Below are 21,054 nucleotides of genomic sequence, written 5' to 3' on the forward strand. Positions count from 1 at the left end.
GTAGAGCCGCGCCGAGCGTGTTCCGACGGCCGACGCGGCTAGAATTCAGGCGTGAGCCGTACGACCGCACCGGACGAAGAGCTGGTGACCTCCCTGTTGCGCGGGCTCGAGGTGCTCGACATTCTGGGCAGCAGCGAGGAGCCGTTGACCCTGGCGGAGGTCGCCCGAGCGGTCGACACCACTCGTGCCACGGCTCGACGGTTTCTGCTCACGCTCGAGCATATGGGGTATGTGGCCACGAACGGCCCCACCTTCTGGCTGCGGCCGAAGATCATGGAACTGGGCGACACCTATCTGGATTGTCTCGGACTTCCCGCCATCGCGCACTCCTATCTGGCCTCCCTCGCGCACGAAGTCCGCGATACCTGTTCACTGACAGTTCTCGACGGCGACAGCGTGGTGTACGTGGACCGGGTGAAGGCTTCCCGGGTGTTGCGGGTGAACATCGCGGTCGGGACGCGGTTGCCCGCGTTCGCTACCTCGACCGGGCGGGTGCTGCTCGCCGATCTCGACGACGAACGTTTGCATACCTTTCTGTCCGACCTCCATGCCGAGCCACTCACCGGACGCACCCAGACCGATCCGGACAGCGTCGCGCGCATGATCGCCACCGCCCGCACGGATGGTTACGCCATCGCCGACCAGGAGCTCGATCCCGTCCTCCGCTCGGTCGCCGCCCCGGTGCGCGGGAAGGACGGCCGCGCCGTCGCCGCGGTGAACGTTTCCACGCACGTCACCCGGACATCGCTGGAACAGTTACGTGAGTCGATCCTGCCTCGGCTCCTCGATACCTCGGCCGCGATCAGCGCCGCGCTGACCGCAGGCGCGGAATGAAACCGAGGATCGGTCAGAGGTCGAGGACGAGCCGGGGCGACTTCGAACGGCCGACACAGACCATCATCGTCTTGCCGGTGGACCGCTCCTTCTCGCTGAGAATGGTGTCGTGATGTTCCGGCTCGCCGTCGAGGACCTTTGTCTCGCAGGTCCCGCAGAAACCTTCTTCGCACGAGGTCATCAGGTCCGGACAGGAATCGCGAATGACATCGAGCATGAGATCGTCGGGACCCACCGTCAACACTGTTCCGGATCTTTTCAACTCGACCTCGAACGAGTCGCCCGCGGCTGCCTCCGCCGCGGCCGCCCCATTGGCCTCGAAGCGCTCGAGTCGTAGTTGGCCGGCGCGCCCGGCCTGCTCACAGGCCTTTTCGAGATCTGCGAGCAGCCCGGCAGGACCGCAGGCATAGATCAGGGTTTCCTCGGTGACCGAGCCGACGAGCTCGGCGAGGTCGGGACGGCCGGTCTCCGCACTCACCAGCACCTTGACGTGCGGGCCGGTCGCCAGTTTCCGCCGGAACGCCATCGACTCCAGGTCGCGGCCGACATACACCAGTTCGTAGGGTGACTTCTCCCGCTCCGCCCGGATCACCATGGCCAGCATCGGTGTGATGCCGATGCCGCCGGCGATGAACAGATACCGCGGCGACGGCTCCAGCGGAAAGTGGTTGCGCGGCCCGCGAATCCCGACCTTGCGCCCCACCAGCATGGTGTCGTGGAGCTCGGCGGACCCACCGCGACCGTCGTTTTCCCGCAACACGGCGATCCGGTAGTAGCTCGGGTCCCCCGGCGGGCTGCACAGGCTGTACTGGCGGATCAGCCCGGACGGCAGCATGATGTCCAGATGTGAGCCCGGCTCCCACGCCGGCAACAAGCCGCTGTCGGGAACCATCTCCAGCGAAATGACACCGTCGGCCTCCAGTGTGGCCTGCCGGACGGTGACCTCGATGAATTCCCGCTGCGCGGTCATGCCGACACCTCTGCCGCGGCCGATCCGGTCTCGGAGCGTGCACCGCCGCGCAGGACGTCGAGCAACCCGGCAAGCAACCGCGGACCGCGGACGGAGATCACCATATCGACTTCGTGGCGCAAGGTGACCATGGCGGAGGCACCGGCCGGGTCCGTCCAGTTCTGCGGGTCCACCAGCACCGCGGCGAGGAGATCGCCACCTTCGCGTCCGGCCGCGCAGACCTCGCGCACAACCGATTCGGGGACGTCGGACAGGTCGGTGCCGATCAGGACGACCATATCGGCCGACCTGGTCACCTCGCCGGTGCCGGCGGGGACGGGCGGTTCCCAGGCGCAGCTGCCCAGTGGCTCGGTCAGTGCCCGCACCGGATCGGGGTTACTCAGGATGCGGATACCGTCGACACCGAGCGCGGCCAGATCGTCGGTCAGGAGCGCGCTGCCGGCGCCGAGCGGGACGACGAGCACCCGCGCCTCATAGGAGCGGCGTAGTGGATTCATGTGGTTGCCTCCGCAGCAGGACGTGTGGTGGTGGCGTCGGCCGAGAGCCAGGGCGAGACGACCACGTGCGGTGTCGCGGGCCCGGTGCGCGAGCCCATCGCCCGCAGGGTCCGGCCCACCAGGTCGAGCGGAATATGCTGGGACTCAACGGTTTCCAGTCGGGTACTACGCGAATCCAGCAGGCCGACGGCCCGGCGCACGGCCCCCGGCGAGCGGCCGCGGACCCCGCGCACGGTCAGCAGGTTGCGTACGATCGCACCAGGGTCGAGCGCGGCCTCACCGCCGCTCAGTCCGCCGAGCACCAGGACACCGAACCGGCCGAGCAGGCGCAGCGCGGTCGCCACGGTCTGGGGTGACCCGATGGTGTCGATGACGGCGTCGGCACGACCGGCCCGGCCGAGCACGCGCTCGACCACGGTGTCGTCACTGAACTCCGCGTGCGCCCCCAGCCCGCGGGCCATATCCAGGCGCGCGGTATCGCTCGGCAGACCGAGCACCGTCACCGATTCCGCACCCCCGGCCACGGCCGCGGCCACGCAGGCGAGGCCGTGGTAGCCCGGTCCGATGACGACCGCCGTGGCACCCGGGCCGACACCACCGGCGTCCAGGGTCCAGTCGACAGCATTGGCCAGCGGGAGGGTCCACGCCGCCTCGTCGACGGTGAGGTGTTCGGGCAGCGGGTGCAGCGCATGGTGCGCGCTCAACTCCAGATACTCGGCGTTGCCGCCGTGCAGCCCCGAGCCGCGATCGGCCGGGATCATCCCGACCCGTTCGCCGCCGGTCCACAGGTCGACGCTGGGGCACAGCCGGTAACGACCGGCCCGGCAGTCGGCGCATTCACCACACCCCACGTACTCTTCGACCGCGACCCGGGTTCCGATCTCGATGCCGAGGGCCACGGCGTCGCCGTCGGTCAGATGCTCGACCCGGCCGATGGTGTGATGGCCGAGGACCGCCGGTTTCTTCAGTCCACCACCATGCAGGGTCACATCGGTACCGCAGACCGCGGAGGATTCCACCCGCAGCCGGCTGACCCGATCGGAGAGCACCCGCGTCCGTACGGCGGTGTCGCCCTTCCCGTCGCTGACGGCGGCCCGCACGACAAGATTGCTCATCGCCGGAACCACCCGCGCTTGGCCGGCGTTTTCTTCGCCTCGGCCTGCTGCTTCGCCCGTTCGACCTCTTCGCGCAACTGTTGCCAGATGTCGTAGACGATGGCGCCGTATTCGGGTTTGTGACGCAGCTCGAGGACATCACGCGGCCGCTCGAACGGGACATCGATGAAGGCCTTCGCCTGCCCGGGCTGTGCACTCATCACCATGATCCGGTCGCCGATGGTGACCGCCTCGTCGACCGAGTGGGTGATGAAGACGACCGTTTTCCGGGTCTCGTCCCAGATCCGCAGCAGCTCGGCCTGCAGCAGCGTTTTGTTCTGTTCGTCCAACACTGAGAACGGCTCGTCCATCAGCAGGATCTCCGGGTCGTTGGCGAACGCTCGAGCGATCGATACGCGCTGGCGCATACCGCCGGACAGCTGGTGCGGGTATGCCGCGGCGAACTTCGTCAGGCCGGTCTTGTCCAGGTAGTGACCGACGGTCTCTTCGATCTCGGCCTTCGGCACGCCGCGCATGGTCAATCCGTAGGCCGCGTTTCCCCACACGGTCATCCAGGGAAAGATCGTGTCCCCCTGGAAGACCATGGAATTCTCCGGCCTTCCCGCGGTGCCGCCGGCGATTTCGATGGTGCCCTCGGTCGGCTCCTCCAGGCCGGCGAGCATGCGCAGGAAGGTGGTCTTCCCGCAGCCACTGGGCCCGACGATCACGAGGAACTGCCCCTGCGGGACATCCAGGTCGAAGGATTCGAGTGCCGTGACGACGTGGCCACCGGGAACAGTGAAACGCTTGCTGAGGTTACGGATCGCGAGTTTGCTGCCGGCATGGTCCGGCGTGGTCGACGCCGTCCCCGGCGTAGCGATGTGGGACATGAGAAGTGGTTCCGATCGTTGAGTGGAGCGCGTCAGTCTCGCGTGATCCACGGGGTGAGTTTGCGGCCGATCGCGCCGACGATCATGGCGACTCCGAAGCCGACCACCGCGAAGACCAGCAGGTAGGCATACATCGCATCGATGGCGAAGAGCTGGAAGGAGTTCCACACCATGAAGCCCCAACCGGATCCCGCGCCGCCCATCATCTCCGCGATGGACAGCATGATCAGGCCCATTCCGGCGCCGAGCTCGATTCCGGTGATGATGCTCGGCATCGCACCCGGGATCGCCACGCTGCGGAAGACCTGCCAGCGACTGGCACCGAAGTTGTCGGAAACGTCGTAGTAGACGCTGGAGACATTCGCGACGCCCGCGGCGGTGTTGATCACCACCGGGAAGAAGGCGCCCACGGCGACGAACCAGTAGGTCGTCCACTCACCCAGGCCGAAGAAGAGCAGGAAGAGTGGGAACACGGCGCTCTTCGGGATGGGGTACAGCCCGGATATCAGCGGCTTCAGCGCGGCGCGGACCACCCGGGACAGCCCCATCGCCACGCCGATCAGGACCGCGGGAACGGTGCCGAGCACAATGCCCACCAGGAGACGGCCGATACTCACCGCGGACTGTTCCCACAGCTCACCACTGGCGGCCTGGTCCCACAGAGCGCTGAAGATCGCGGTGGGTGCGGGGTAGAACCGTTCGTCGATCACGCCGGTGCGGGCCAGCAGCTCCCACACCACCAGGATCACGACGGGAGTGAGGACCGAGATCGCGCGCTGCGCGGTACGGCCGAGCGCTGGGCGGCGCCGCGGCGTCGCGGCAGCCTCGGCCGCGACCGGTGCGTCGATGATCGTTGCTGTCATGTCATTGTCCCTTCGGCACGGTCCGCGCCGCCTTGTCGACGAAGCTGGTGTCGACCAGCGAGCCGAAGTCGACAGCCGTATCGCCGCGATACAGGCCCTGGTCGGTGAAGAACTGGTAGTCCCGCTGCAAACTCTTCTTGTTGGGGATCGCGTCCGGGTCGACGTACCCCGGAACTGTTTTCACGATGATCGCCGGATCCAGGCCGGTCCCCGCGGACACGATGTCGACGATCTCGCCCGCACCCGGCCCGTCCCAGCTGCCGCCCGCCACCGCCGCGCTGTAATCCCGCGCCGCACGCACGTAGGCATTCATGAAGCACTGGGCGGACGCCCCCTGCTCTCCGATGAAGTCGCCGCTGTAGAGCAGCACCGCGAGCTGCTGATCGTTGTAGACCTCGGTGGAGTCGGCCAGTTTCACCGCCGAACCTGCTCGCAGGGCCGAGGTGGCGGCCGGTTCGGTGGTCATCGCCGCGTCGATCGAACCGTTCTGGAACGCGGCCACGTGGTCGGCGAACCCGAGGAAGGTGTGGCCGACGTCGTTGTACCCCAGTCCGTGCGCGGCGAGCACGGAGCCCAGAGTCGATGATGTCGCCGTTCCCGGCGCCGGCTCAGCGACCGTGAGCCCCGCGAGGTCCGCGGGCGTCTTCACCCTGCCGGACTCGACCAGGTCCTTACGAACCAGGAGCGGCATGTAGTTGTGGTCGGTGACCAGCTTGCCTTTGTCGGCAACGATTTTGATGTCGATATCCCGCGCGATCCCGTTGTAGAACCCGGCGGAAGGGGCACCAGCACCCACATCGAGGTGCCCCGCCGCGAGATAGGGGATCATCTCGCCGGCGGACTTGAACGAGCGCAAGTTCACTTCCATGCCTTCGTCGGCGAAATATCCCTTCCGTCGGCGATGTAGAGGATCGCGTCGGACAGACTGCTGACGATGCCCGCGTCGATTCCGACACCCGCGCAGGAAGTAGCTCCGGCAGCGCTCGTCGAGCACGCGGTGAGCGGCGCTGCCGCCGCGGTGGCGGCCAGCGCGGCCGCTACCGCGCGTATGCGCCATGGTCGTTTCTGCATATCTTCTCCCTGGACCGCTCAGACGGAGACGAAGTTCTCGCCGGGCGTGACTCTGGTCGCCTCGGCGGTCCCCTCTTGGAACGGAACCTGCTTCGGCAGCACCATCGAGGTGGAGCGCACTCGGGTGTGCGCGGGGTCGAGACCGGGCAGGCCGTCGGACCCGAGATCTTCCATTGCCGCCAGCAGGCGGCGTCGGGCCAGGATGATGGCCGCGTCGCTGGTACCGAGGCGCTCTTTGGTGCGATCACAGATTGCGCCCATCGACTCCTGCAGCGAGAAGTCCTGCGCGGCGATTCCGGCGATGCCGGAGAAGGATTCGCGGCGGCGCTGCGCACCTCTGTCGATCAGATAGTCGTTGGCCTTCTCCGCCAGCGGATCGTAGGTGCCGGGCTTGTACTTCACATGGATACCGTCACCACTGGCCAGGGCCTCGAGCGTGGCTTCGTCGAAGTCCTCGGTGGGGTGATAGTTCCAGCTCCAGGCCCAGCACGTCTCGTCGTCGATCGGAACCCAGGCGTGGCCGCCGAGCGGATTGTGGGTGCCGAACGGCGGAATGATCGTGTACCACGGCATCATCCACTGCGTGACGCGCCAGTAGAAGTGCTCTTCGTCCGCGTTGCGGCGGGCACCGATCAGCAGCCCGCCGTCGGACTCGGCCACCTCGAATTTCGGACGGGTGTCCGCCTTGAGATACCTGTTGCCCTCGGTGCCGCTGTGCAGCGGGTCGTTGTCGAGGTTGTAGCGATGGGCGAAAGAAACATGGCTCGAGTCGATACCGCCCTCCATCGCCTGCAGGTAATTGCTGAACTGGCGCCGCTTGGAGATGAAACGCTGAGCCGGGCGCAGCGACATCCACTCCAGATCGGGTAGCGGTGGCTCCTTGTCCGCCGGGCCCATATACGCCCAGATCACGCCACCGGCCGCCACGGTCTTGTACGCACGCTGTTTGACTTTTTCGCGCATTTTCGTGCCCTCCGGCTCGGAGGGCATATCGACGCAGTTGCCGTCCACGTCGTACTTCCAGCCGTGGTACGCGCACCGGAGTCCGCACTCCTCGTTACGCCCGAAGAAGAGCGAGGCGGTGCGGTGACTGCAGAATTCGTCGATCAGGCCGAGGCGACCCTGCGTGTCACGGAACGCGATCAGCTGCTCACCGAGCAAGGTGACCCGCACCGGGTCGCAGTCGGGCTCGGCGACCTCATCGGCGAGCAGCGCCGGGATCCAATACCGGCGGAACAGGTCACCCATCGGCGTACCGGGTCCGGTGCGGGTGAGTAGTTCGTTCTGTTCGCGAGTCAGCATGGTGTGCCTTTCAACTGGGGACGAGACTGACCGGTGAGGCAGCCGAGGACAGCGGCGACCGCAAAGGCCGCCAGTGGTAGGAGCCAGGCGAGCTCGAAGGACAACGCGTGGCCGAGCACCAGGCCGAAGACGAGCGGACCGGTCGCGAAACCCAGGTAGAGTCCGGTGACGAGCAGGGCTGTCGCGGCGCCGAGACGGGCCGGCGGCACGCTGCGGACCAAGGCGGACATCGTCACGGAATTGGACGCCAGCGCAGCCGCGCCGAAAACACCGGCACCCACCCAGACCGCCCAGGCGCCGGCCCATACCGCCGACAGCACAAGCGCCACACCGGCCGCCGAGCCGAGGGCCAGCACCGTGAAGGTCGAGGGCGCGAGCTCCTGTCGATCCGAGCGCCGGCCCCACCAGATCCGGCTCGAAAGCCCGACAACGCCGATCATCGCTGCTGTCAGCCCGGCGGTGCGAACCCCGAAACCCAGACGCTGGTGTGCGAAGAGCGGCGTGTAGGCGTTGGTCGCCTGCAGACCGAAACCCATGAAGAAGATGTACGCGGTGAGCATCGGCACCGAGACCGCGTCGGTACCCTGCTCCGGATCGGGCGGCCGGACCACCGTGGCACGACGCACCCGGCGCGCGCTCAGCACGCCGATCACCGCCACCAGCAGGCAGCAGGCCACCGCGACCCGCCAACCGGCGAGCACCGCAAGGGAGGGGGTCAACAGGCCCGCCGCGAACTGGCTCATCTGCACTCCGGACTGTTTCCAGCCGATCAATGCGCCCCGGCGGTCGGGCGCGAGGCCGGCAACCATCCGGTTCGTGGCCGGATTGGACAGCGCCTGGGCGGCGCCGGCCACCACCGCGGCGGCCACCACCACGACATAGGAGGTGGCAACCGCGAGCAGCAGGATCCCGAGGGCCGCGCCGAGCGAGATCGCGACCATGAGCGTGCCGGCCTCGACCCTCGATGTGCGCCGCCCCAGCAGGAGTGCGGTCCCGGCCGCCGACGCGAAGGCGATCGCGGAAACCGCACCGTACTGGGTCGGTGTGAGCCCGAGGTCGCCGATCACCAGCGGCGAGACCGCGGTGAACGCGTAGAGGACCAACGGCCCCACGCCCATGCATGCAGCCAGCGCAACCCATAGCACCGCGCCGCTTTCATCAAGGGGGCTGGTACGTCTGGGCGGATTTCGAATACCCAATGTTTCATTCCACTCTGCGTACAAGTGTTTGTTTTCCGCGGCTCAGCATGTCACGCAGGTCACAGCCGGTCAAGGCATGTCGGCATTGTGTTCCGAAAATCAGTAGACTCGTACGCATGGCGGAATCCATAACCGGCGAGGTCCAGGCCGCGCCACGCTCCGCGCGCGACCTGGTGCAATCGCTGCAGCGGGGCCTGGCAGTGATCCGGGTATTCGACGCCGGCAATCCGGCGCTCACCCTGGACCAGGTCGCCGCCCGCAGCGGTATCAGCAGATCGGCGACCCGGCGACTGCTGCGCACCCTGATGGCCGCGGGCCACATACGGTTCGACGGCCATCGCTTCGCCCCCACAGCACGGCTGCTCGACCTCGGCTACCCACAGCAGTCGCGCCTGTCCCTGGCAGAGGTTGCACGACCACACTGCGAATCGCTCGCGCACCGGACCGGACACACCGCGTCACTGGCCCGGCTGGAAGGCCCGGAGGCTGTCTACCTGGTCCGCGTGGGACTCCCCCGGTTGATGGACGTCTCGATCAATGTCGGGACCCGGTTACCCGCTCACCTCCCGGCCATCGGACGCGTGATGCTCGCCTGGCTCCCCGGACAGGGATTGGAGGAGTTCCTCGCCTCGGATACCTACCGTGACAACCCCGCCCGCACTCTCCAGACGGAGGAGGACCTGCGCGAACAACTCGACCAGATCCGAGCGAACGGCTGGTGCCGATCCAGCGGAGAACTCGACGCGGGTCTGAGTACCCTCGCCGCTCCGGTACGCGACCGAAGAGGCAATGTCGTGGCCGGGCTCAATATCTCGACCCACACCGGGGAGGACGAGTTATGGGACGAGACCGGCGAGATCTGTCACCACCTGAGCGAATGCGCGGCTGCCATCGGATCGGATGTGCATCCGGCTCATCTGAGCTAGCGCGAGTGACAGACCGTTCCACCGGTCGGACTTCTCGCTTCGCCGAGCGGCCACCCGGTGCCCCGCCCCGATAGGGTTGCCCGGCTATACGGACCTGCGCCCGACCCGACAGGGTCGCGACATCACGCTCACCGCGGCCGCGCACCACCTCGGCGTCCGGCCGGGCACCCTGTCGTGTCTCGAACGTGGACAATCCCGAGACGGCCACCTGGGCGCGGCTGGAACGACGCCCGACCGGCCACCTCGTCGACGAACCCGACCGCCTCGACGACAACCACACTGCGGGCCATCGCCGACGCACAAGCGGCCGGACTGGTGCGCCACGGCGACCCGTTCGACATCATGGCCATGGTCATCGCGATGTCGATGGCATGGTCACCGGTCAGCAACGTCTACGCCGCCACCGCACAAGAACCCCAGGACCTCCATACGCAGCGCCGGGCCCTGCTCCACCGAAGTATCCGACGCGCCATGACGCCCGAGTAGGAATCCGCCAGCTGTACAAGCCTCCGACGATCGCAGTAATGGTCATCGACGCTCAGCCGAGGCGGGATTCACCGCCACCGGCCGCAAGTCGCTCTTGTTCTCAGGCCACGAGATCGCCGCTCAGCGTGTTATCTGCTGGTCGATAAGCGCGAAGAGCTCGTCGGCACTCGCCTCCTCGACCGCGGCGCGGGCGCCGTCGGCATCGGATTCATGCTCCCCCAGGGCTGCGGCCAGCGTCGCACGGATCCGCTCGGCCAGACGCTCTTTTTCGCCTGCCGACGGCAGTGTCGCCAACAGCGATCGGAGCGCGGCGATCTGGTCGTCGACCGTGGCGATGGTCGACTTGTCTGCCCAGTGCGAGCCCAGGAATGTCGCGACCGCGGTGGCGGTCGGGTAGTCGAACACCAGTGTCGACGGCAATGCCATACCAGTTCCCTCGGCGAGCCGATTCCGGAGCTCGATCGCCGCCCGCGCACCACGCAGGTCTTGGTAGCTCGCGTCTTCCAATGCCTCCCAGCTCAGTTCCAGGCCGAGCAGCTGGTGCGGATCGATCGACCGCGCCTCATTGGGCGGTACCCCGAAGAAGTCGGCATCGAATTCCGAGGCCGAATCGAGGAATCCGGCTGTCTCATCGATGTCCGGACGGTCGGCGGGAGCGGTGCCGATGGCGTCGCGGCCGTCACGCAGCAGCCGCCAGAACTTCTCGAGGTCGGCGGCGCCCGGCATCCGGCACGACATTCCGACAATGGCGACTACATGCCCGGGTTCGACCACGGAATATCCTCAAATCTTGACTGAGAGCTGTACAGCGAAAAGCGGAAGAAGTCCGTCACCAGGCCGGCCATCACGAATCACCTTGTGTCCGCTATGGATCGGAGCCATTCTCGAAGCCGCGCCGCCACCACCGGCGCCGCGGCTTCGAGGAGAGTGAGATGATCGGCCGATATCTCGATCGTGGCGCCGCGGTGCTGCCACTCCGGTATCGGCTCGGCCAGCTCGAGACCCGGCATTGTGGTGGTGGCGCGGAGCAGCAGGGTCGGCGCGCTGATCGGGCGCGCGAGCCGCTCACGGTAGATCCGCAGATAGTTCGCCATCACCATCAGAGTGCGGTCGTCTACGGAGATCAATTCGGGGCCCAGGCCGAGCGCGAGGCCCATCGCACTCGCGAAAACGTCCCGATTACCGTCCTCGTCGTCGGGTGAGTAGGTGTCGAGCATCGCGACGCCCATCGGGCCGCGGCCGCGCTGCTCGAGGCGCGCGGCGAGCGCGTGGGCGAGCGCTCCGCCGATCGAGTAGCCCGCCAGCGCGAAGGTATCGGCACCGACGGTGTCGAGTGCGGCGTCGGCCAGCTGGTCCAGCATCGAATCCCAGGTAGCCGGTAGCGGCTCGCCCGCCCGGGTGCCCGGCAACCCGCGACCCGTACACAGCCGCGAATCTGGCCCACCCAGTAGTCCGGATCGGTCGGCCCGGTATCGGCGACAGCGCCGGACGAGACGATCGGGATAGCGGGCGATCTGTACTCCAGGCGTTGCGCGACGGCACGGAACTCGGCCAGCATCGGCTCCATGAGGACCGAATGGAACGCGTGACCGACCCGCAGCCGGGAAGTCCGGACACCGGCATCGAACAGCAGCTTCTCGACGGCGTCGACGGCATCCGCGGCACCGGAGAACACCACCGATTCCGGACCGTTCACCGCCGCGATCGACAATTGATCCCGATGGTCGGCCAGGAGCAGCTCGGCGTGGGCTTCGGTGATCGAGGCCGCGAGCATCGCCCCACCCGGCGGTAGGGCGCCCATGAGCCGCCCCCGGGCCGCCACCAGGGCACAGGCGTCCGCCAGCGACCACACTCCGGCGACATGTGCGGCGGCGAGTTCGCCGATCGAATGCCCGGCCACCACATCCGCAGTGATCCCGAAGGATTCCATGAGCCGGAAGAGTGCGACCTCATAGGCGAACAGCGCCGGCTGGGTGAACTCTGTTCGATTCAGCGAATCCGCCGAATCCGCGGCGAACATCAGCTCCCGCAACGAGCACCGCAGCAACGGATCGAACTGTGCGCACACTTCGTCCAAGGCCGCCGCGAACGCGGGAAACGCACGATACAAACCGGCGCCCATCCCAGCCCGCTGCGCACCCTGTCCGGTGAAGAGAAACGCGGTGGTACCCGATCCGGTCCTGCCCTGGATCACGCTGCCCGCCGACACACCCGAAGCCAGCTCGGCCAGCCCCGCCAGTACCTGTTCGCGGTCACCGCCCACCACCGCGCCGCGCCAGTCCCACTGCGTCCGGGTGCCGATCAGCGACCAGGCCACCCTCCACAGGTCGTCGACCTCCGGATTGTCGATCAGCCAGCGGCGCAATCGGTCCGCCTGGGCGTGCAGCGCAGCGCGCGACTTCGCCGATATCAGCAGCGGCACCGCGGCGAGCGGGGCCGGTGCACCGGCCCCGCTCGCCGTGCCGACGGGCTCCTCGGGTCGGGGTGCTTCTTCCAGAACGACGTGGGCATTCGTTCCGCTGATCCCGAATGACGACACCCCCGCGCGACGTACCCGACCGTCGACGGCCGGCCACGCCTGCGGCTCGGCCAGAATCCGCACCGCACCCGCCGACCAATCCACATGCGGTGACGGCGCGTCCACATGCAGCGACTTCGGCAATATCTCATGCCGCAGCGCCTGCACCATCTTGATCACGCCACCCACACCCGACGCCGCGACCGAGTGCCCGATATTCGATTTCAACGACCCGATCAGCAAGGGCGCTGTCCGGCCCTGCCCATAAGCGGAGATCAGTGCTCGTGCCTCGATCGGGTCCCCCAGGGGCGTCCCTGTCCCATGGGCCTCGACCGCATCCACATCGGCCGGCTGGAGGCCGGCCGCGGCCAGCGCCGCCGCGATCACGCGTTCCTGCGACGGCCCGTTCGGCGCGGTGAGCCCGTTCGAAGCGCCGTCCTGATTCACCGCCGAACCCCGGACAACAGCCAGGATGTCGTGTCCCAACCGCAGGGCGTCGGACAACCGCTCGACAACCAGCACACCGACGCCCTCCGACCACCCGACGCCATCTGCCGCGGCGGCGAACGATTTACACCGTCCGTCGCCGGCCAGACCCCGCTGCCGGGCGAAGTCCACATAAAGCTGCGGAGCACCCGCGACCGCCACACCACCTGCCAGCGCCAGCGACGCCTCACCGTTGCGCAGTGCCTGGCACGCCACGTGCAGGGCCACCAGCGACGACGAGCACGCCGTATCCACTGTCAGAGCCGGACCCTGTAACCCGAGCACATAGGAGACCCGGCCCGAGATCACGCTTTCCGCGTTGCCGGTCAGCCGGAAACCTTCGTGTTCGCCGGTCACCCGCTCGGCGTACCCGGACGGCGCGGCACCGATGAACACGCCGGTGTCGCTTCCCCGTAGTGACACCGGACCGATACCGGCATCTTCCAATGCCTCCCAGACGGCCTCCAGGACGAGACGCTGCTGCGGATCCATGGCCCGCGCCTCGCGCGGACCGATACCGAAGAAGCCGGCGTCGAAAGCACCCGCTCCGGTGAGGAATCCGCCTTCCTTGACATAGGTGGTTCCCGGCCGGTCCGGGTCGGGGTCGAACAGTCGCTCGAGGTCCCAGCCACGGTCCGGCGGGAAGGACGTAACCGCGTCCGTGCCGGAGGCGACCAGACCCCACAGGTGTTCCGGCGATTCGACGCCACCCGGGAAACGGCAGCTCATCCCGATGATCGCGATCGGCTCGTCCATCCGCTCCCGCAACTGGTCCAGTTCGTCGCGAGTGGTCATGAGCTCGACGGTGACCTTTTTCAGGTACTCGAGCATGCGGTCGGACGAATCGCCAGTGCTTGTGTCCACGTCTCTATCCCAGTCTTCAGGGTCGCCGAAAAAGCCCGGCGGCGCGCACGGAGCCGCCGGGTCCAGAGAAAAGTGCCGAATCGAGTCCGGGGCGATGCCCCGGTTGCCCAGAACGGTGGGGGTGGTTGCCGGCCGCTTTGCCGACTCGTGTGCCGATCGATGAGTGGACAGGTCCTGCGCCTCTGTTCGGCCCGCACCCGACCGACCTCCGCCAGGTGTGGCGATCGCGCCGAGCCGCCGAACGGTCGGCGGCTGTTTGCCGTCCGGTTGTTCAGCAGCATCGACACTTTCGGCAACCACTCGCAGTGTGGCCGTGCCCGGTGGTGGCCGCCCTGGACACGCGGTGCGAAGCCGACGTGAGGCCACGCGAAATGTTCAACGGCTCAGGACATAACTCTTATCAACTTTCCTGGTCAGCGTGAGCCGAGTTCAACCAGCGGTTAGCGGGCCGAGAAAGGTGTCGCGTGAACATATTTGCCGAGGATCCGTGTGCAGATTGCACAAATGAGATCTCCGACCGACTCTGGCTGCCGCGGGCGGTGAACTGCGGCGGGTCGCCGCCCACGGCGTGAGCACGTACCGGCTGCGCCGAACCACCCCCATCTGGGTGGAACGCACAGGGTCGAGATCCCACCGACGGCGCCGCTCCCCGGCCTGCCGGGGAGCGGGAGCTCACCGAACCCGAACAGGGTCCTGGATGTGGAAGACATCTGGGCCGATCCTGGCCGCCCGAGAACCTGGCTCCATGCTTCGCGGCGGGATCACGGGGTTGCTGCGGGATGAGATGACAGTGGATATGCAGCCTTCCCGGCTGCTGGGGCCATGATGCCTCGTATTCGATCGGGGTGAACCGGCCGAGCCGGGCTCGGCGGCGTTGATGGTATGTCCGTTCGATCCAGCTCACGATCGCGATCCGTGGCGAATTCGGGGAGGTCCCGCGTACCGCCGCAGGGCCGGGGTAGGAAAGTGAGTTCTCAGTGCCGGGTAGCCGGGCTCGGTTGTGCCAACGTTGGTCCGAGGTTTGCTCAGGTGGTGGTATCGAGGTGAATCAGGTGCTCACTTTCCCGGAGGGGTTTCCTCTGATGCTGTGTGAGCAGGTAATGGGGCCGTATCCGCGGGGGAATGCGGGTGAGATGTGGGCGGGGGCGGCGGCGTGGTCCGCGGCGCAACAGGCGTGTTCGGCGGAGGCCGATCGGCTGGATGAGGTGGCGGGGGCGGCGCCGAGGCGGTTCGGCGGCAGGGCCGGTGCGGAGTTTCAGCGGTCGGTGGCGGGGCTGGTGGTGGTCAAGCGTCGGCAGGCGGAGTTCTGCGGGAGTGTGGCCGAGCAATGCGCGGAGGGAGCGTTGGGGACCGACCTGGGTCAGGTGACGTGGCGGTGTATGGCATTCGTGCTGGTGGCCGAGTTGGTGGCGGATATGTTCTTGGCCGGCGGTGCGCCGGTGGCGGCGGCGGCCCACCGGGCCGCGGCCCGAGCCGGGTGGCGGATGGCGTTGACGCAATTGGTGGAGTTGCTGACGTTGTCGGGGCAGCGGTTCGCGGCCTCGCGGGCGGCGATGTTGGGGGGTTCGGGGGTCCTGGGTGTGGGGCTCGGTGGCGGGATCATCTGGGGTGCGCAGGTGTGGCAGCAGATGCAGGGCCGGCGTGCAGAGATTGACTGGCAGTCGGTGGTGACCGCGGGGGCGGGTGGTGGTGTCGCTGGTGTGGCGGGTGCGGGGGTGTTCTATCTGCGGCCGGTGCATGCGGTGGTGGCACGGTTGCACAGGGCGGGTTCGTGGGCGGGGGCAGCGGGGGCGGCGTTGTTCGCGGGTGGGGTGTCGGGCGTGGCGGGTGGTGTGGGTGGTGCGGTGGGTGCGGCAGGTGCGGCGAGCGCGTATGCGGGGGCGTGGGCCGCGCCGCGGCAGGACGAGGTGTGGATGGGTGTGGTCAATGGCGTGTTCGAGGGGCTGATTTCGGGCGGAGCGCACACCGTGCACGCCGGCCGGGCCGCGGCCGGGCTGCGGACGTCCGGCCTTGCCGACCTTCCTGTTGTCACCGGAACCACCTCTGCACATTCATCTTTCGGTGCCATCGGCGGCCTGCTGCCGGCAGCCGCACCGGTGGACCCCGCGGGCGCCGCCGGGAGGTCGGAGTTCGGCGAGTCGGCTGCCCGGGCAGTGGCGGATCTGCCTCTTGTCCCGGGAGCCCGGCAACCGCTGAATCCCGAGCACTGTCATGCCGCGGCACACCCGGTATTGCCATCCCCGCCCGAAACCATAGACGAGGCGACGCCGTTTCCGCCGCAGAGCCACGGCCGTGCGTCCACCACCGAGCCCGGCACCGCAGCCGATCTTGTCTCGAGCACCGGTGGATCGGTAACCATCGACCCCGCCACGACAGTCGACACCACCACCAGGACCGATACCACCGTCCATACACCCATCACCTCACCCCCCGACCAGATCGTGCGGGATTCCTGGGCCGACCACTCGCAGACTCTCACCCAGTACCCACTCACCCCCACTCCCGGCGACCCGTACACAAGCACCGCCTTCCCGGCATCCACCGGGCCGACGACGACCCCACCAGCTACCGTTACCGACTCGACAAGCGTCCAGACCCCGGTCGGCGCCGGCACCGCTCCGAGCGTCGCCGGCACCGGCCATATCGTCGATGCGGAAGTGCGCACCCCGGCCACCCCCTCCCTCGCCGGGACCGACGGCCCATCCGACAGGCATCCGAGCATCCCGTGGATACCCACCGCGGAACAAACCACCCGGCCCGGACCTCGATCGGTGGAGTACGGCCCATCGCCCTGGCATCCGAACACCCCCCGCCTCCTCCCCGGCAACCCGAGGCCGGAACCGACACACTCCGCACCCGCCGACGCCGTCGAGCCCTCCCGACCCACCGCAGCCACAACCGCCGGCCCGTCCGTAGTGACCGCACGCGGCGCTACCACGCCACAGGTTCGATCCGGCGACACCCCCGCCCGGACCACCCGCTACCCGGCTCGATACGAAAGCAACACGACTCCGGGCAACCTACTGTCCGGCACTGCGGAAACCGTCGCGATCACCAATCCGCCCACCACCGTCACCCGCTGGGACACACCCGAACAAGCCAGGCGCGAAACACCGAAATCCGAGATCGGCAATTCCACCGACGGCGACCATTTCACCTCGGCCCCCGGCAGAACCACTACACCCGAACCCGGCGCTCACGCCGATGCCGGACCTCGACTTCCCGCTGAATCCGGTGCCGGCAATCGGAGCAACGACGGCGGCGGATCCGACAACAGCGACAACAGCGACAACGCGGAGAACAACGGCGACGAACCCACATTCGGCGACTGGCTCCGTGCTCTTCGCAAGAGCCACAACATGACCCAACTGGAATTCGCCGACCGTATCGGAGCCTCGGAGTCGTCCATCAGGAATTGGGAAGCATCCAGAAAAGCACCCTCGCTCGAGCAGCTACGGAAGCTGCTCGACAAAAACCTCGTGCCGGAAAATGCCCTGCAATCCGCCTACCAGAGATTCTGCGACGACCCCAGGAAATTCCCCCACGGACTACCACCTCTCATACCCCAGATCCACGACCCCACCATCTACTCCGTCCTCGGAGCCTGGCTGGCCGACATCCGAAGACATCGAGGCATGAACCAGACCGAGTTCGCCGAACACCTCGGGATCAGACGGGAAAGTATCGCCAGGTGGGAAGCGGGTCGGGGAAACCCTTGGTTGAAGAATCTGCGGACTATCCGTGATGTCACCGGCGTGCCCGCCGGGACGTTCCGTACCGCCGTCGAGCACTTCTACAGGGACCGCTCCGCCGATCGCGATACCCCCGACATCGAGGAGAAGTTCTGGGAGTTGATCGCCACCGCACCGGATTCCGCGGACGAGCGCAGACTCCAGCTGGAAATCGTCGAACACTATCCGTACACCTATTCAGGAGAATCATGCACACTGAAAGATTTCATCGACCGCAACACCCTGGCGAAAATCTATATCGGACAGCGTAGTGATATTGCCCAACAAGTTTATCTCAGGATCTGGCGAGCGGTCGTAACCCACAACCCCATGCTCGGACCGTTCGTTCGACATGCGCAGGTAACGGCCCGCGGCGCAGTACTGGAGGCGTTCTTCGAGAACAAGTATCCGGATCTCGACGGCACGAGCCGGCTTGCCGTGTCGAGGGTGAACGCGTATCTCACGCGGCAACTCGGCATCCCCGGCGGCACTCCGGGCGTGCCCGAAATCGCGGCGGAACTGAAGCTGAGCCCGAACCGGGTGCAGGAAGCGCTGCTCATCCTGCAGCAGGGGTCGGCGCTATCCGTGGACGCACCCTCGGGCAAAGGGGGTCCGGGATGGCTGGCCGATCCCTCGGACGATATCACCGACGCGACCTTGCGCATGACCGTGCGTGAAGCCCTCACTGCGGAATTCGAGGGATCCGGCCTGGCACTGGCCGAAGAATTGGTCATGCGCCATTTCACCTACGGTTCGTCTTTGGCCGACGCCATCGCCGACCTCGACCTGGATACCACCACCGCCCAGGCCATTCTCGATAAGGCACGCTCGGCGCTGCGTTCAGCTCTCGCCGAGCCAGAAGTTCGATCCGGCAGCGCCCCTACCAGCCACGCAGCACCGAAGAAAAGTGCCACAACTCCGGACAACTCATCATCCGGCGACGACAACAACGAAACCCCACTCGGCGACTGGCTCCGCACTCTTCGTAAGAGCCACAACATGACCCAACTGGAATTCGCCGAGCGTCTCGGAGTCGACAAGCCATCCATCAGTAGGTGGGAAAATGACAGCCGCAAACCTTCCATCGAGCAGTTACGAACAATGCTCGAAAAAGACCTGGTAGCAGAAGATGCCTTCCGATCCGTCTACCACCACTTCTACCACGACCCGGCGAAATTCCCCGACGGACTACCACCCCTCATACCCCAGATCCACAACCCCACCATCTACCCCACCCTCGGCACCTGGCTCACTGATATCCGCAAACACAACAACATGACCCGAGCCGAATTCGCCGAACTCCTCGATGTCAGCCCGTCATCCATCGATAGGTGGGAAATCGGCAGCAGCGCACCTTCACTCGACCACTCACGGATAATGCTCGACAAAGACGTCGTAACGGTAACGCTCCTGGAGTCCGCCTACCAGCACTTCTACCACGACCCGGCGAAATTCCCCGACGGACTACCACCCCTCATACCCCAGATCCACAACCCCACCATCTACCCCACCCTCGGCACCTGGCTCGCCGATATCCGCAAACACCACGACATGACACCGCCCGAATTCGCCGAACACCTCGGGCTCAGCCGGCCCACTATCGATGACTGGGAAACAGGCAGCCGCAAACCTCCACTCGTCCAGCTGCGGAACATGCTCGACAAAGACGTCGTAACGGTAACGCTCCTGGAGTCCGCCTACCAGCACTTCTACCACGACCCGGCGAAATTCCCCGACCGACTACCACCCCTCATACCCCAGATCCACAACCCCACCATCTACCCCACCCTCGGCACCTGGCTCGCCGATATCCGCAAACACCACGGCATGACACCGCCCGAATTCGCCGAGTTCTTCGGGCTCACACGGACAGCCATCGATTACTGGGAAGCAGGCAGCCGTAAACCCTCACTCGACCAGCTACGCACGCTGCTCGAGGAAAACCTGGTACCGGAAAACGCCCTGCAATCCGCCTACCAGCACTTCTACCACGACCCGACCGAATTCCCCGACCGACTACCACCCCTCATACCCCAGATCCACAACCCCACCATCTACCCCACCCTCGGCACCTGGCTCGCCGACATCCGCAAACACCACGACATGACACCGCCCGAATTCGCCGAACACCTCGAAGTCAGGCGGGAGACCATCGCCAGGTGGGAAGCGGACCAGGTAAACCCGTCGTTGGCGAATCTGCGGACTATCCGTGATGCCACCAGCAGCTCCACCGGCACGTTCCGTGCCGCCCTCGAATACTTCTATCGAGACCGGGCCGCGCATCGTGATGCCCCCGACATCGAGGAGAAGTTCTGGGAGCTGATCGCCACCGCACCGGATTCCGCGGACGAGCGCAGACTCCAGCTGGAAATCGTCGAGAACTACCCCTATACCAGCCCTTCGGGCCGATCGCACACACTGAAGGAATTCATCGACCGCAGCATCCCCCGACGAACCGACCCCGGCCAGCGTGATGACGTCGCCCAACAGGTGTACCTCGCGATATGGCGAGCAGTCGCAAACCACAACCCGATGCTCGGATCGTTCGATCGCTACGCGGCGGTAACAGCACGCGGCACAGTCCTGGCCACGTTCTTCCAGGGCAAGTATCCAAATCTCGACAGTACGACACGACGTGCCGTGGTGACGGTGAACTCGTACCTCACACGGCGATTCGGTATCCCCGGTGGTACTCCCGACGTGCCAGAAATCGCGGCTGAACTCGAAATGAATCCCGACCGGGTCCAGGAAGCGCTGCAAATCCTGCAAGGTGGGCCGGGACTATCGGTGGACGCACCCGCACGCGAAGGGAGTCGGGGGTTCCAGCTGGCCGACCCCTCGGACGATATGGCCGATGCGACCCTACGCCTGACCGTGCGTGAAGCTCTCGTGGCCGAATTCGACGGACCCGACCTGGCAGTGGCTGTAGAAGTGGTCATGCGCCACTTCACCTTCGGCTTGCCGCTGGCAGATGTCATCGCCGACCTCCACCTGGAAGCCGCGGCCGCACAGGCCATTCTCGACAGGGCGCGCCAGGCACTGCGCACAGCTCTCGCCGACGAGCAGGATCGGAATCGACCAGCGGGCTCCTGATTTCCCGCGAGCTCGACCGACGGCGCCGCAACCGTCGGCGCCGGATCGGCGCGAGCGCCACACCGAGAGCCCCGACGATCTCCCCCCCAAAGGTTGATCCGCTGCGACGCCCGCGGGCGCAAATTGCCGGCCGCCCCCATCAGAGATGCCATCCACAAGCTCACCGAAATAGAGGTCCGTGAACTCATCGACTCACTCGGCGATATCCGCGCAGTCCTCACAGCAGGCAC

At 66.6% G+C, this 21,054-nt stretch carries 15 protein-coding genes and 1 pseudogene; 4 read left to right on the forward strand and 12 right to left on the reverse strand.

What is annotated here, in order from left to right:
- Nucleotides 1-51 precede the first annotated feature (51 nt).
- The gene (locus IEY68_RS16490; RefSeq protein ID WP_058855919.1) at nucleotides 52-834 is read left to right on the forward strand and encodes an IclR family transcriptional regulator domain-containing protein; all 783 of its coding nucleotides are present in this window, start codon (nucleotides 52-54) and stop codon (nucleotides 832-834) included.
- A gap of 13 nt (nucleotides 835-847) precedes the next feature.
- On the opposite strand, the gene IEY68_RS16495 is transcribed toward IEY68_RS16490, so the two are convergent.
- From IEY68_RS16495 to IEY68_RS16535, 9 genes are read right to left on the reverse strand one after another with little or no spacing between them, the layout of a single operon-like run.
- Nucleotides 848-1,804 (reverse strand): PDR/VanB family oxidoreductase, encoded by a 957-nt coding sequence (locus tag IEY68_RS16495; protein ID WP_058855920.1) that lies wholly within the window; start codon nucleotides 1,802-1,804, stop codon nucleotides 848-850.
- On the reverse strand, nucleotides 1,801-2,301 hold the full coding sequence (locus tag IEY68_RS16500) for a hypothetical protein (protein ID WP_058855921.1): 501 nt from the start codon (nucleotides 2,299-2,301) through the stop codon (nucleotides 1,801-1,803). Before IEY68_RS16500 ends, IEY68_RS16495 begins: the two co-directional genes overlap by 4 nt.
- Nucleotides 2,298-3,416: a zinc-dependent alcohol dehydrogenase gene (locus IEY68_RS16505; protein WP_058855922.1), complete on the reverse strand. Its 1,119-nt coding sequence runs from the start codon at nucleotides 3,414-3,416 to the stop codon at nucleotides 2,298-2,300. Before IEY68_RS16505 ends, IEY68_RS16500 begins: the two co-directional genes overlap by 4 nt.
- Nucleotides 3,413-4,285, reverse strand: a complete 873-nt coding sequence (locus IEY68_RS16510; RefSeq protein ID WP_058855923.1) for an ABC transporter ATP-binding protein — start codon at nucleotides 4,283-4,285, stop codon at nucleotides 3,413-3,415. The genes IEY68_RS16505 and IEY68_RS16510 overlap by 4 nt, the downstream gene beginning before the upstream one ends.
- A gap of 32 nt (nucleotides 4,286-4,317) precedes the next feature.
- Nucleotides 4,318-5,148 carry an ABC transporter permease gene (locus tag IEY68_RS16515; protein WP_063916376.1) on the reverse strand — a complete coding sequence of 277 codons (831 nt, stop codon included), beginning with the start codon at nucleotides 5,146-5,148 and terminating at the stop codon, nucleotides 4,318-4,320.
- 1 nt (nucleotide 5,149) lies between these two features.
- Nucleotides 5,150-6,010, reverse strand: a complete 861-nt coding sequence (locus IEY68_RS16520; RefSeq protein ID WP_189094340.1) for an ABC transporter substrate-binding protein — start codon at nucleotides 6,008-6,010, stop codon at nucleotides 5,150-5,152.
- Nucleotides 6,007-6,219, reverse strand: a complete 213-nt coding sequence (locus tag IEY68_RS16525) for a hypothetical protein (protein WP_058855925.1) — start codon at nucleotides 6,217-6,219, stop codon at nucleotides 6,007-6,009. Before IEY68_RS16525 ends, IEY68_RS16520 begins: the two co-directional genes overlap by 4 nt.
- An 18-nt stretch (nucleotides 6,220-6,237) precedes the next feature.
- Nucleotides 6,238-7,521, reverse strand: a complete 1,284-nt coding sequence (locus IEY68_RS16530; RefSeq protein WP_058855926.1) for an aromatic ring-hydroxylating dioxygenase subunit alpha — start codon at nucleotides 7,519-7,521, stop codon at nucleotides 6,238-6,240.
- Nucleotides 7,515-8,639, reverse strand: coding sequence for an MFS transporter (locus tag IEY68_RS16535; RefSeq protein ID WP_058855927.1), 1,125 nt, complete (start codon nucleotides 8,637-8,639; stop codon nucleotides 7,515-7,517). Before IEY68_RS16535 ends, IEY68_RS16530 begins: the two co-directional genes overlap by 7 nt.
- A 197-nt stretch (nucleotides 8,640-8,836) precedes the next feature.
- Between IEY68_RS16535 and IEY68_RS16540 the strand changes: the two genes are divergently transcribed.
- Complete coding sequence (locus IEY68_RS16540) at nucleotides 8,837-9,646, forward strand: IclR family transcriptional regulator domain-containing protein (protein ID WP_058855928.1); 810 nt, start codon at nucleotides 8,837-8,839, stop codon at nucleotides 9,644-9,646.
- A 174-nt stretch (nucleotides 9,647-9,820) separates the two neighbouring features.
- The gene (locus IEY68_RS16545) at nucleotides 9,821-10,132 is read left to right on the forward strand and encodes a hypothetical protein (protein ID WP_199804964.1); all 312 of its coding nucleotides are present in this window, start codon (nucleotides 9,821-9,823) and stop codon (nucleotides 10,130-10,132) included.
- A gap of 120 nt (nucleotides 10,133-10,252) precedes the next feature.
- Here IEY68_RS16545 and IEY68_RS16550 read toward each other — a convergent pair whose 3' ends face one another.
- From IEY68_RS16550 to IEY68_RS16560, 3 genes and pseudogenes are all read right to left on the reverse strand, one after another.
- Complete coding sequence (locus IEY68_RS16550; protein WP_229718830.1) at nucleotides 10,253-10,906, reverse strand: beta-ketoacyl synthase N-terminal-like domain-containing protein; 654 nt, start codon at nucleotides 10,904-10,906, stop codon at nucleotides 10,253-10,255.
- 77 nt (nucleotides 10,907-10,983) lie between these two features.
- Nucleotides 10,984-11,493 (reverse strand): thioesterase domain-containing protein, encoded by a 510-nt coding sequence (locus tag IEY68_RS37110; protein WP_324609278.1) that lies wholly within the window; start codon nucleotides 11,491-11,493, stop codon nucleotides 10,984-10,986.
- Between the two features lie 50 nt (nucleotides 11,494-11,543).
- A pseudogene (locus IEY68_RS16560) lies at nucleotides 11,544-14,000 on the reverse strand (type I polyketide synthase); the annotation flags it as partial.
- Nucleotides 14,001-15,052: 1,052 nt separating this feature from the next.
- Here IEY68_RS16560 and IEY68_RS16565 point away from each other — a divergent pair.
- Complete coding sequence (locus tag IEY68_RS16565; RefSeq protein WP_189094341.1) at nucleotides 15,053-20,824, forward strand: helix-turn-helix domain-containing protein; 5,772 nt, start codon at nucleotides 15,053-15,055, stop codon at nucleotides 20,822-20,824.
- The last annotated feature ends 230 nt before the right edge of the window (nucleotides 20,825-21,054 follow it).

Source organism: Nocardia jinanensis, assembly GCF_014645735.1.
GTDB classification, from domain to species: Bacteria; Actinomycetota; Actinomycetes; order Mycobacteriales; family Mycobacteriaceae; genus Nocardia; species Nocardia jinanensis.